This is a genomic window from uncultured Abyssibacter sp., from assembly GCF_964000955.1.
Lineage (GTDB): Bacteria > Pseudomonadota > Gammaproteobacteria > Nevskiales > OUC007 > Abyssibacter.
On sequence record NZ_CAXFCL010000125.1, the window covers coordinates 1 to 11,633 of the forward strand.

The following is an 11,633-nucleotide window of genomic DNA, read 5'->3' on the forward strand; positions in this document are numbered from 1 at the left end:
ATTCGTCCGGGCTGCGGGACCTGCTGTTCTCCCATTGTGTCCAGCCGGGGCTGGGCCGAGACGGGCCCGTGTTCCTGACGGGCTTTGCCGCCGCGGATGCGTCGTTCGCGCGGCTTGATCCCGCCGACGAGACAAGGGCGCTGCGTTTCGAGCTGTACTGGTCGGGGGTGGAACTGGCCAACGGTGGGGAGGAGCTGACAGACCCGGCGCAGTGGCGTCAGCGCGCCGATCGCGACCGGGCACGCCGTTGCGCGCTGGGTCTGCCGGCGGTGCCGCCGGACGAGGACTGGGCGGCGGCGCTGGACACCGGATTGCCCGCGGCCAGCGGTGTGGCGCTGGGCGTGGATCGGCTGCTGATGCTAGCCGAAGGATGTCGCTCGATCACCGAGGTCGCCCCGTTCGCGCGATCCTGAACGCGGGCGTTCCCCGCGCCCGTGGGAGGCGGATCAGTTCAGCAGCCGGATCCGCGTTGCCCGCAGGCCGGTTTCTCCAGGGAGTTCGACGCCCCAGGCCTGCACCAGCACGCCAATTGTCGCAGTGGCGAGAAACACCGTTTCGGAGATCTCCGTGCCGCCCACGGTCTCGTAGACCGTATCGTCATCGGTGATGATCTCGACGCCGCCGATGACCAGGTTGTTGGACGTGAGGCCGGCCGTCAGGTCGAGCAGGAAGCCGTAGACGGTGGGCGTCAGGCCGGCGGCACGTCGTTCCACGCGCGTGGTCACGAGCTTGTCGTCGCGATCGTGATAACCGACCAGGGTGACCGTGTCGCCCAGTTGCAGGCTGGCCAGTGAAAGCTGACGGGGCTCGCCCGGTCGGCTTTCGATGAATTGCGTGATCGGCAGGACTTCCAGGGCCTGATCCAGCACCAGAATCTGGGGCGAGGCTGATGCGATCGTGCCGCTCAGAATGACCTCCGGCTCGGGAATCACCCGATAGTCAACCGCGGTCAGCAGACCGCTGGCATCCACCGGGCCGCGGGCGAGAAGCTGGACGCCGGGTTCGACCGATTGGTCGGCGTTGTCCAGCCTTTGCGCGGTGGCGAGGTCGATCTCCGTCTGGCCGGACCGGACCAGGCTGCCGTTGACCGATTCGACCAGAATGGTCCGGTCCGCATAGGTCTCCGGCACTGGCGTGTCGGCGGCGATGGTCACCGTGGTGGCGAACAGCGTGCCGCCGCGCGCGGGCTGTTGTCCGTGAATGACCACGCGGTCCCCCACGGCGATGGCTTCGTCGATGGTCGCCGACGCGATGTCCACGGTCAGTGACCCCATCTCCAGTTCGGTGGCGGACAGGGTGTCGATGAACCCGGTGAGGGTCAGCGTCTGGCCGCCCGGCGTGTAGGCAGGGTCGGCCACCTCGAGATAGGTCGCCAATGCGGTGCCGGTGGCCGGCGTCAATGCGTGCACGTCGACCAGCATGTTCGAACCGAGCTCATCCAGGCTGATGCCGACCAGGCGGGTCATCTCGTCCACGCGGACGTTCTGGCCGAGGATCGACAGCGAAGCCGAACGCGCCTCGCCGACGCGGGCAATGCCGTCAATCGGCGCGAGCAGCGTGCGTCGGGCGACGATGCGGTCCGCCCGTTCGCCCGGCAGATCACCCTGAACCGAGGTGAGCATGCCGATCGCGATGTCGGCTTCGGAGACGGCTTCCCCGTTCAGCAGGAACTCGGCCTGACTGGTGTCGAACTCGCGACCGTTGACGAACAGACTGCCGTATCCAGAGGCGGACCCGTTGGAGTCGCCAGTGCCTTCGATGCCGGCGACGCGCAGGACCGTGCCGCAGGCGACGGTCAGACTGGCGGCTGCCAGTGCGGGAAGCAGGCGATGGATGAGCAGTCGGTGCATCGATCAGTCGTCGGTAGGTGGTTGGTCACTACGGTCGAAGAAATAGATCCCGGCGCCGATATGGGCGGATTGGCCGGGGGCATCTTCGGGTAGTTCGTTACTGGACATCCAGTCGTCCAGGGACTCCAGCAGCTGCATGCCCCGTTCGGCGAGCAGGCGCTTGAACAGCGGCACCATCCGTGGATTCAGTTGCGCGTTGGAGACATAGCGCTGGAACAGCAGGTCTTCGCCGGGGACGGCGCCAAGGTTGCTGTCGATGGTGTGGCCCAGATCGCTCATCGCGAGGCCGAACATGCGCAGGCTGTCGGGGTCGCCACCATCGGGGACGAAGCTGCGTGACTTCACCTGGATCGCGCCGTTGTCGTCGACCTTGACCGCGTTCACTCGGCGCAGCTCATCCAGCATCGCGCGCGGCGGCATGTCTCCGGAGTAACGGCGAACCAGCGCCGGGAACTGGAGGCCGTCGTCGGTCATGTTCAGCAGGCGCGGCTGACCCTTGTCGTCGCAGAAGTCCGGATCGCGGAACCAGCCGGACAGCACGCGGGTCGCGCGGTTCATGTGGTTGGTCGACAACTCGGTTCGCTGCGAGCGGGTTTCGCGCAGGCGCTTGACTTCCTTGCGCGTCAGCCCGGTCATGATCGCAACACGGGAGTCGGATGCGCGCGCATTGCGCGGCGTGAACTCGTCCCAGGCGATTTCCATATAGGTGCGCTTGGCGATTTCGGAGAACTCTCCGAAGGAAATGCCCTGACGGAGCATGATGCGAACCAGAGGTCGCAGCAGGCGGCGAAGCGCCCGGTCCAGTTGGCTGTGTGCGTCCATGTCCATTGAATGGGAAGCGTATCCCAGAGATTCCATGCGTGCCAGATTCATTGATGGCCTCCTAGGCCCCGAGCCAGGATTTGCCTACCTCCTGCAGGTGCGAAATCCGAGCCTTTTTGGTTCAGTGTCTTTCGATGGTGCCGATTCGTTGTCCCATGCGTACCGGGGTCTGCGGCCGGAGTTCATCGCTCCACCGCACCGCTCCCGCGCCTGCCAGCAGGATGACGGTCGACCCCATGTTGAAACGTCCGATTTCCTCTCCCTTGGCGATCTCCATCGGCACGTCCATGCGCTTGTGCCAGGCACGCTGCCCGTGCGGTGGCGTGACCAGGCCGGTCCACCGTGTTTCGATGGAGCCGACAAAGATGGCACCGACCAGCACCAGCGCGAACGGACCGACGGGGGTTTCGAACAGCAGACTCAATCGCTCGTTGCGATTGAAGACGCGGGGAATTCCCGCGACGGTCGTCGGGTTGACGCTGAACAGCCGCCCCGGTTGAAAGTTCATCGATATCAATTTGCCGTCCGTTGGCATGTGAATTCGATGGTAGTCCCTGGGCGACAGATATAGCGTCGCAAATTCGCCACCGAGGAAAGCGCCCAGACCAACGGCATCAACGCCCAGCAATTCGGCGGCCGAATAGCGGATTCCCTTGGCCTGGATGAGTCGACCTTCCTGGATAGCGCCGGCCTGGCTGACGGCGCCATCGACCGGGCTGACCAGTGCGGCCGTCGCCGTGTCCACCGGGCGGGCGTCGGGCATCAGGGCCCGGGTGAAGAAGTGGTTGAAGCTCAGATAGGCGTCGGGGCTGCGCAGGCGAGCGTCATCCAGGGAAATGCCGAAATGCGCCATGAAGCGCTCGATCAGCCGTCGCTTCAGCCACACGCGCTGGCTGCGGGTCACCCGGTGGGCGAGACCGGACAGCCACAACGTCGGCAGCATGCGCTGGATCAGCACGAACGCGCGTTGTCCGGGCTTCAGGTGCTCGCGCGGCTCGCTCACGAGGAGACCACGGTCTCGAGGTCTCTGCGCAGCACGTCCACGGTCCACGGCGGCAGAATGTAGCCGGCGATGGCGCCCGCGGGGTTGACCAGTACCAGTGCCGCGGAGTGATCCATGGTGTAGCCACCACCATCCAGCGGCACCCGGAGGAAGGCGATGCCGGCACCCTCGGCCAGTTCCGTGATGGCCTCGGTGGACCCGGTCAGGGAACGGATGTCGGGATCGAAATAGGTCGCGTACTGCTGCATGGTCTGCGGCGTGTCGCGTTCCGGATCCACCGTCACGAATTCCAGGCGCAGCCTGTCCCGAAGCAGCTCCGACTCCCCGCGGACGCGCGCCAGGCGCTCCAGCGTGGTCGGGCAGATATCGGGACAATGCGTGAAGCCGAAGAACATCAGCCGCCATTGGTCGCCGGCCGCGTTGGCGACGATGGTGGTTTCCTCTCCGGTGGTGAGCGTGGTTTGCGGCAGCGGGCGGGGATGATCGAGTAGCGTGATGGATTGCACCGGGGTCGGTGCGCGCAGGATCATGGCGACGAGCAGTCCCAGCGCGGCCGGGGCCACGACGATCAACAGCAACAGACGTTTGGACATCTTACGAAGAGAATCAGCTTGTGAGCGGGGAGCCAAGAGACGAAATTATGACAGACGCGGGCGCACAAACCGTGATTGACGTGCTGGAAACGGGCGTGGACTGGGTGCGCTGGGGCGCCTCGGAGATGCACCGGGCCGATCGCTGCAGCGGGCACGGGTTCAACACGGCGCTGGATGAGACGGCCTTCCTGGTCCGTCATGTGCTCGGTTTGCCCAGGGACAGCTCGCCCGACTGGTTGCGGGGCCGTTTGCTGCGCGACGAGCGCGCGGCTATCTACGACGCGCTGCACGAGCGCATCGCCGATGCCCGGCCCGTGGCGTACATCACCGGCGAGGCCTGGTTCGCGGGCATGCCGTTCCACGTCGACGAGCGCGTGCTGATTCCCCGTTCGCCGCTGGGCGAGCTGATCCAGCAGCGGTTCAGCCCCTGGGTGGCGCGGGCGCCCGAGCGGATTCTCGATCTTTGCTGCGGCTCCGGCTGCATCGGGCTGGCGGCGGCGATGGCCTTTCCGGAATCGACGCTGGTACTGGCGGACTTGTCGCCGGATGCGCTGGCGGTCGCGGCGCAGAACACCGAGGCCTATGGCCTGGAGGAGCGCACGACGCTGGTCGAGTCGGATCTGTTCGATGCGCTGGAGGGCGAACAATTCGATCTGATTCTGACCAACCCGCCCTACGTGCCGCGGCGGGAGGTCGACGCGCTGCCCGACGAGTTCGCCCATGAACCGCGCATGGGGCTGGAATCCGGGGAGGACGGCATGGAACACCCGCGACGCATCGTCGCCGAGGCGCGCCGGTATCTGGCCGACGGTGGTTGTCTGATCGGGGAGGTCGGCGCCTGGCGTCCCGAGCTGGAAGCGGCGTTTCCGGCGGTGCCGTTCACCTGGATCGACCTGGAACAGGGCGGCGAAGGTGTGTTCGTGGTCCGCGACGACGAGCTGCCACGGTAGACTTTCGCGTCCCGCGATGACGGATCATCGCCTACCGACCCTCTAAACCGCATGTCTGGAAACACCTTCGGCCACCTGTTCGCGGTGACCTCGTTCGGCGAATCGCACGGCCCGGCGATCGGTTGCGTGGTCGACGGCTGCCCGCCCGGGCTGGCCATCGACGAGACCCTGATCCAGCGCGAGCTGGACCGTCGGCGCCCCGGCACCTCCCGCCATGTCACCCAGCGCAAGGAGCCGGATGCGGTCGAGATTCTGTCCGGCGTGTTCGAGGGCAAGACCACCGGTACGCCGATCGGGCTGCTGATCCGCAATCAGGATCAGCGCTCGCGGGACTACGACAAGATCAAGGACGTGTTCCGGCCCAACCACGCCGACTACGCCTACGATCAGAAATACGGGTTTCGCGACTACCGCGGTGGCGGTCGTTCCAGCGCGCGGGAGACCGCGGTGCGCGTCGCGGCCGGCGCCATCGCCCGCCATTACCTCGCCGAGCGCCTCGGGATTGAAATCCGCGGCTGTGTGACCGCCATCGGTCAACGGGAACTCGCCGTAAGCGACTGGACAGCGGTGGACCGGAACCCGTTCTTCTGCGCCGATCCCGATCAGGTCGACGCCCTGGAGCAGGACCTGATCGCGCTGCGCCGCGATGGCGATTCGGTGGGCGCGGTGCTGCGGGTCGAGGCGATCGGCATGCCGCCCGGGCTGGGCGAGCCGGTGTTCGACCGCCTGGACGCCGACGTCGCCAAGGCGATGATGGGCATCAACGCGGTCAAGGGCGTGGAGATCGGCGACGGCTTCGCCGCGGCGGCGCAGCGGGGCAGCGAGCACCGCGACGTGCTGAGCCCCGACGGCTTCGGCTCCAACCACTCCGGCGGCGTCGCCGGCGGCATCAGCACCGGCCAGGATCTGGTGGCGCGCGTGGCGTTCAAGCCGACCTCCAGCATCATCATTCCCGGCGAGACGATCACGCGGTCCGGCGAATCCACCGAGATGCGCACGACCGGGCGTCACGACCCCTGCGTCGGCATCCGCGCGGTGCCCATCGTCGAGGCGATGCTGGCGCTGGTGGTCATGGATCACTGGTTGCGCCATCGGGCGCAGAACGCGGACGTGGAGCCGAAGACACCGCGTATACCCTCGCAGCGATAAGTGTCTACCTGACCGTTGCCGTCCAACCTTCCCTACGCGCGCCTGTCGGCGTTCTACGCGTTCTACTTTTCCACGCTGGGCCTGCTGCTCCCGTTCTGGAGCGTCTACCTCGATCAGGCCGGCTACTCGGCCTCGCGCATCGGCGTGCTGCTGGGCGCGATGCTGGGGCTCAAGATCATCGCGCCCTACGTCTGGGGGCAGCTTGCCGATCGCATGGGGCGGCGCCTGCCCATCATCCGGCTGGCGGCATTGCTGGCCGCGGGCGCCTTTCTGATCGTGCCGCTGGCGCCCGGATTCTGGCCGCTGCTGGGCATCGTCGTTGTCTTCGCGTTCTTCTGGAACGCCGCGCTGCCGCAGTTCGAGGTAATCACCTTCAACTACCTGCGCGAGCACGCGGCGCGTTACGGCCAGATCCGTCTTTGGGGCTCGGTGGGTTTCATCGTGGCCTCCATCGGGCTGGGTGCATGGGTCGAGCGGGTCGGCGTCACCGTGCTGCCGTATGTCGTCGCCGCGGTGATGGTCATGCTGGCGCTGGTGGCCTCGCTGCTGCGCGAGCCGCCCGCGCAGACGACGCATGACCCGGGTCCCATCCTCCGGACCTTGAAGCAGCCGGTGGTGATCGGGTTGCTCGGGGCCTGCGCGCTGATGCAGATGAGCCACGGGCCGTACTACGGGTTCTACTCGCTTTACATACGCAGCCATGGGCACGGTGAAAGCCTGATCGGCGGCCTGTGGGCACTGGGTGTGGCGGCCGAGATCTTGACGTTCCTGTTCGCGCCGGGCTGGCTGCGACGTTTTGGTCCGCGAAGGCTGATGCTGGTGGCGCTGGGTGTCGCGGCGCTGCGTTGGGCGTTGCTCGCGTTCTTCGCCGGATCGCTGCCCATGCTGCTGCTGATCCAGTGTCTGCACATGGGGTCGTTCGGGCTTTATCACGCGGTCGGCGTGTTCCTGATCAACCGGTTGTTCCAGGGCCGGCAGCAGGGGCGGGGGCAGGCCCTTTACAGCGCCATCTCACTGGGCGCCGGCGGCGGACTGGGAAGCCTGCTGGGCGGCGTGATCTGGGATCACCTGCCGTCGCCGGCACTGTTCCTGTTTGCCGCGGGCGCGGCGCTGGGCGGGTGGTTTGTCGCCTGGCGGCTCCTGCGGGGATCCGCGATGGAGCGGGCGGGTGAGGTTGTGACGGGTTAAGGGTTCCGCTTTGGCAAGCTGACCGTGTTGATTCACGTCCTGACTCACTGAAACGGCGGGTTTCGCCGCGCCGTCCGCGTCGGCTGCGTCGAAGGGGTACACGGTCTCGTGCGGCCATCCCTGGCCGTGAATGTCGGACGCCCGGTCAGTCGCCGTGCGCCCCGTCCAGCACCGACAGAAATGCCCGCGCCGGGGCTGACAGGGTGCGGCCCCGGTGGACCGCGGTGCCGAGGCTGCGGTGGATGTTCAGATCCAGCGGCAGGGCGACGATCGAGTCGTCCAGCATGGTCCGGGGCAGGGCGGACCAGCCCAGGCCAATGGAGACCAGCATCTTGATCGTCTCCAGGTAGTTGGTGGACATGCGCACCTTGGGCGTCATGTCGACCTGCGCCAGCGCGTCGGTGATCAGCCGGTGGGTGAATGTCCTGCGGTCGGGAAGAATCGCCGCATGCCGCCCCAGATGCTCGATACGCAGGTCCGCCTGCGCCGTCAGCGGATGTCCTGGCGCGGCGCAAAGCGTCAGCGGGTCCTCCCAGATCACCCGGGTCAGCAGGCGCGGGGAAGGGCGGCGCGGCAGCGTGACCACCGCCAATTCCAGGCGCCCGGATTCCACGGCGTCGCAGCCTTCCTCGGAGTCGAGGAACTCCAGATTGAGGTCCACCGCCGGATAGTCCCGGGAAAAGCGGCTCAGCACGGCCGGCAGCCGATGCAGGCCCAGGTGGTGGCTGGTCGCGAGGTTCAGCGCGCCGCTGACCTGACCCGGCACGCTGCGCACGGCCTGCCGGGCCAGCGTCATGTCCGCGAGGATGCGGCGGGCGATCGGCAGCAGCCGCTGTCCGGCATCGGTGAGCTGCACGCCACGGCCGATGCGGTCCAGCAGGGATTCGCCGAGCTGTTGTTCCAGGGTCTGCAGGCGCTTGGTGACGGCGGACTGCGTCAGATGCAGCCGGGTCGCGGCCGCCGACACCGAGCCGGATTCCACCGTGCCGACAAAGGCTTGCAATTGCGCCGCGTCCATCTGAATTCCATGTTGGAATGGTTCGAAGAAAAATAATTCATTTGAAGAATGAATTCGAGCGGCCTACGCTCGCGCACCTCGAAATGGCCTGGAGGCAGGGCAGTGGCAGCACAGACGCTTTACGACAAGCTGTGGAACGCGCACATGGTGCGCGACAACGGCGACGGGACGGCGTTGATCTACATCGATCGGCACCTGGTGCACGAAGTGACCTCACCGCAGGCCTTCGAGGGACTGCGGCTGGCCGGCCGCAAGCTGTGGCGGCTCAATGCCAATCTGGCGGTGCCGGATCACAATGTGCCGACCATTGACCAGACGGCGGAAATCGCCGATCCGATCTCGCGCACCCAGGTCGAGGCGCTGCGTGACAACGTGCGCGCCGCCGGCATCACCTTTTTCGATCTGGGCGACCCGCGGCAGGGCATCGTTCACGTGATCGGGCCCGAGCAGGGCGCGACGCTGCCCGGCATGACCGTCGTCTGCGGCGATTCGCACACCGCGACGCATGGCGCCTTCGGAGCGCTGGCCTTCGGCATCGGAACCTCCGAGGTCGAGCACGTGCTGGCGACCCAGTGCCTGGTGCTGTCGAAATCCCGCAGCATGCGCGTCACCGTGGACGGCGCGGTCGGTCCCGGCGTCACCGCCAAGGACATCGTGCTGGCGATCATCGGTGAGATCGGCACCGCCGGTGGCACCGGTTGCGTGATCGAGTTCGCCGGTCAGGCGATTCGCGATCTGTCCATGGAAGGGCGGATGACTCTCTGCAACATGGCCATCGAGGCCGGGGCCCGTGCCGGCATGGTCGCGGTCGACGACAAGACCATCGACTACGTCCGCGGCCGTCCCTACGCACCGAAAGGACCGATGTGGGAACGCGCGGAGGCCGCCTGGCGTGACCTGGTCTCCGACCCGGATGCGCGCTTCGACGTCGAGGTGTCCATCCGTGGCGAGGACATCGCGCCCCAGGTGAGCTGGGGCACGTCGCCGGAGATGGTCGCGCCGGTGACGTCCTGGGTGCCCGACCCCGAGCAGGCGCCCGCCGACAAGCGCGCGGGCTGGACCCGGGCGCTGGAATACATGGATATCCAGGCCGGACAGCCGCTGACCGGGATTCCGATGGATCGCGTGTTCATCGGCTCCTGCACCAATTCGCGGATCGAGGATTTGCGCGCCGCCGCCGCCGTGGCGCGCGGTCGCCATGTGGCGCCGAGCATTCGCCAGGCGCTGGTCGTGCCGGGCTCCGGTCTGGTCAAGGCGCAGGCCGAAGCCGAGGGTCTGGACAAGGTGTTCATCGACGCCGGCTTCGAATGGCGCGAGCCCGGCTGCTCCATGTGTCTGGGCATGAACGCGGACCGGCTGGAGCCGGGCGAACGCTGCGCATCGACATCGAACCGGAATTTCGAAGGGCGACAGGGGGCGGGTGGACGCACGCATCTTTGCAGCCCGGCCATGGCGGCGGCGGCCGCCGTGCACGGCCACTTTGTCGACGTGCGGACCCTGGAAGCGGGAGGCTGAACCGATGGAACCATTGATTACGCATACGGGCCGCGTGCTGCCCATGGACCGGTCCAACGTGGACACGGACGCCATCATTCCCAAGCAGTACCTGAAGTCGATCAAGCGCACCGGCTTCGGCGCGTTCCTGTTCGACGAATGGCGGTTCAAGGATCCCGGCACGCTGGATTCGCGGCCGGAGGACCGGACCGAGAATCCCGACTTCGTGCTCAACCAGCCGGACTACCGTGGCGGCAGCATCCTGCTGGCGCGGAGCAATTTCGGCTGCGGCTCCTCGCGGGAGCATGCGGTCTGGGCGCTGGCGGATTACGGTTTCCGGGTCGTGATCGCGGAGAGCTACGCCGACATCTTCTTCAGCAACTGCTTCAAGAACGGCGTGCTGCCGGTGGTGCTGCCGGCCGACGTGGTCGAGACGCTGATGCAGGATGCGCTGGCGGGTCCGCTGGACCTGACCGTGGATTTGCAGGCCTGCGAGGTTCGGCATCCCGATGGCCGTGTCTGGACCTTTGACATCGACGGCTTCCGTCGCGACACCCTGATGCAGGGCCTGGACGAGATCGGCAAGACGTTGCAGTACGAGGACGCGATTCGCGCGTTCGAGGCGCGTCAGCGGGAAGCGACACCGTGGTTGCAGGGGGAGCTCGGAGCATGACGCACAAGCTGCTGCTGCTGCCCGGCGACGGGATCGGTCCGGAGATCGTCGCCCAGGCCGGGCGCGTGGTGCGGACTCTTGCGCGCACCCACGGCCTGAAGGTGGAAACGGAAACCGCGCTGATCGGCGGGGCCGCCTACGATGCCGAAGGCGATCCGCTACCGAGTTCGACGCTGGAGCTGGCCAAGGCCAGTGATGCCATCCTGTTCGGTGCCGTGGGTGGCCCGAAATGGGACACGATCGAGCGCGATCTGCGTCCGGAGCGCGGCCTGCTGCGCATCCGCTCGTCGCTGGACCTGTTCGCCAATCTGCGGCCGGCCACGCTGGTGCCGGAACTGGCCTCGGCGTCCAGCCTGCGTCCGGAGCTGGTGGCCGGGCTGAACATCATGATCGTGCGCGAACTGACCGGCGGCATCTATTTTGGTCAGCCGCGCGAGCGGGCCGAACGGCGCGCCTACAACACCATGGTCTACCGCCGTGACGAGGTCGAGCGCATCGCCCGGCGTGCATTCGAGATCGCCCGGCTGCGCGATGGCCGCCTGTGCTCGGTGGACAAGGCCAACGTGCTGGAGGTCTCCGAGTTCTGGCGCGATATCGTGACCGCCATGGGCAAGGAGTATCCGGACGTCGAGCTGTCGCACATGTACGTCGACAATGCCGCGATGCAGCTGGTGCGGGCGCCCAAGCAGTTCGACGTCATTGTCACCGGCAATCTGTTCGGCGACGTGCTGTCCGACATTGCGGCGATGCTGACCGGGTCGATCGGCATGCTGCCGTCGGCCTCGTTGAACGAGCAGAGCCGGGGGCTTTATGAGCCGGTGCACGGCTCGGCGCCGGATATCGCCGGTCAGGACAAGGCCAATCCCCTGGCCACGATCCTGTCGCTGGCGATG

General features: G+C 66.9%; 12 protein-coding genes. 7 read left to right on the forward strand and 5 right to left on the reverse strand.

Annotated elements, in window-relative coordinates; genetic code table 11:
- A partial coding sequence (locus ABNS06_RS05705; protein WP_348673139.1) for an amino acid--tRNA ligase-related protein occupies positions 1 to 413 on the forward strand: 413 nt, incomplete at its 5' end.
- 33 nt (positions 414 to 446) lie between these two features.
- On the opposite strand, the gene ABNS06_RS05710 is transcribed toward ABNS06_RS05705, so the two are convergent.
- The 4 genes from ABNS06_RS05710 to ABNS06_RS05725 form a co-directional block, all read right to left on the reverse strand.
- Positions 447 to 1,850 (reverse strand): DUF5666 domain-containing protein, encoded by a 1,404-nt coding sequence (locus ABNS06_RS05710; RefSeq protein ID WP_348673140.1) that lies wholly within the window; start codon positions 1,848 to 1,850, stop codon positions 447 to 449.
- A gap of 3 nt (positions 1,851 to 1,853) precedes the next feature.
- Entirely contained in the window at positions 1,854 to 2,672 is an 819-nt protein-coding gene (locus ABNS06_RS05715) for a DUF6502 family protein (RefSeq protein ID WP_348673142.1), read from the reverse strand.
- Positions 2,673 to 2,793: 121 nt separating this feature from the next.
- A complete protein-coding gene (gene asd, locus ABNS06_RS05720) occupies positions 2,794 to 3,615 on the reverse strand; it encodes an archaetidylserine decarboxylase (protein WP_348673154.1) in 822 nt (273 codons plus the stop codon).
- Between the two features lie 56 nt (positions 3,616 to 3,671).
- Positions 3,672 to 4,268, reverse strand: coding sequence for an SCO family protein (locus ABNS06_RS05725; protein WP_348673143.1), 597 nt, complete (start codon positions 4,266 to 4,268; stop codon positions 3,672 to 3,674).
- Positions 4,269 to 4,315: 47 nt separating this feature from the next.
- Between ABNS06_RS05725 and prmB the strand changes: the two genes are divergently transcribed.
- Genes prmB through ABNS06_RS05740 form a run of 3 tightly spaced genes read left to right on the forward strand, consistent with a single transcriptional unit; the run spans position 4,316 to position 7,555 of the window.
- Positions 4,316 to 5,218 (forward strand): 50S ribosomal protein L3 N(5)-glutamine methyltransferase, encoded by a 903-nt coding sequence (gene prmB, locus ABNS06_RS05730; RefSeq protein ID WP_348673144.1) that lies wholly within the window; start codon positions 4,316 to 4,318, stop codon positions 5,216 to 5,218.
- A 51-nt stretch (positions 5,219 to 5,269) separates the two neighbouring features.
- Positions 5,270 to 6,367, forward strand: coding sequence for a chorismate synthase (gene aroC, locus ABNS06_RS05735; RefSeq protein ID WP_348673145.1), 1,098 nt, complete (start codon positions 5,270 to 5,272; stop codon positions 6,365 to 6,367).
- Between the two features lie 15 nt (positions 6,368 to 6,382).
- Positions 6,383 to 7,555, forward strand: a complete 1,173-nt coding sequence (locus ABNS06_RS05740; protein WP_348673146.1) for an MFS transporter — start codon at positions 6,383 to 6,385, stop codon at positions 7,553 to 7,555.
- Between the two features lie 145 nt (positions 7,556 to 7,700).
- Here the strand turns inward: ABNS06_RS05740 and ABNS06_RS05745 are convergent, their stop codons facing one another.
- Positions 7,701 to 8,573, reverse strand: coding sequence for a LysR family transcriptional regulator (locus tag ABNS06_RS05745; protein WP_348673148.1), 873 nt, complete (start codon positions 8,571 to 8,573; stop codon positions 7,701 to 7,703).
- Between the two features lie 102 nt (positions 8,574 to 8,675).
- On the opposite strand from ABNS06_RS05745, the gene leuC reads away from it, so the two are divergent.
- The 3 genes from leuC to leuB form a co-directional block, all read left to right on the forward strand.
- Entirely contained in the window at positions 8,676 to 10,088 is a 1,413-nt protein-coding gene (gene leuC / locus ABNS06_RS05750) for a 3-isopropylmalate dehydratase large subunit (protein ID WP_348673150.1), read from the forward strand.
- Between the two features lie 4 nt (positions 10,089 to 10,092).
- Entirely contained in the window at positions 10,093 to 10,740 is a 648-nt protein-coding gene (leuD, locus tag ABNS06_RS05755) for a 3-isopropylmalate dehydratase small subunit (protein WP_348673151.1), read from the forward strand.
- Positions 10,737 to 11,633 (forward strand): 3-isopropylmalate dehydrogenase (gene leuB, locus ABNS06_RS05760; protein ID WP_348673152.1); only part of this gene is annotated, 897 nt, incomplete at its 3' end. The genes leuD and leuB, both read left to right, overlap by 4 nt.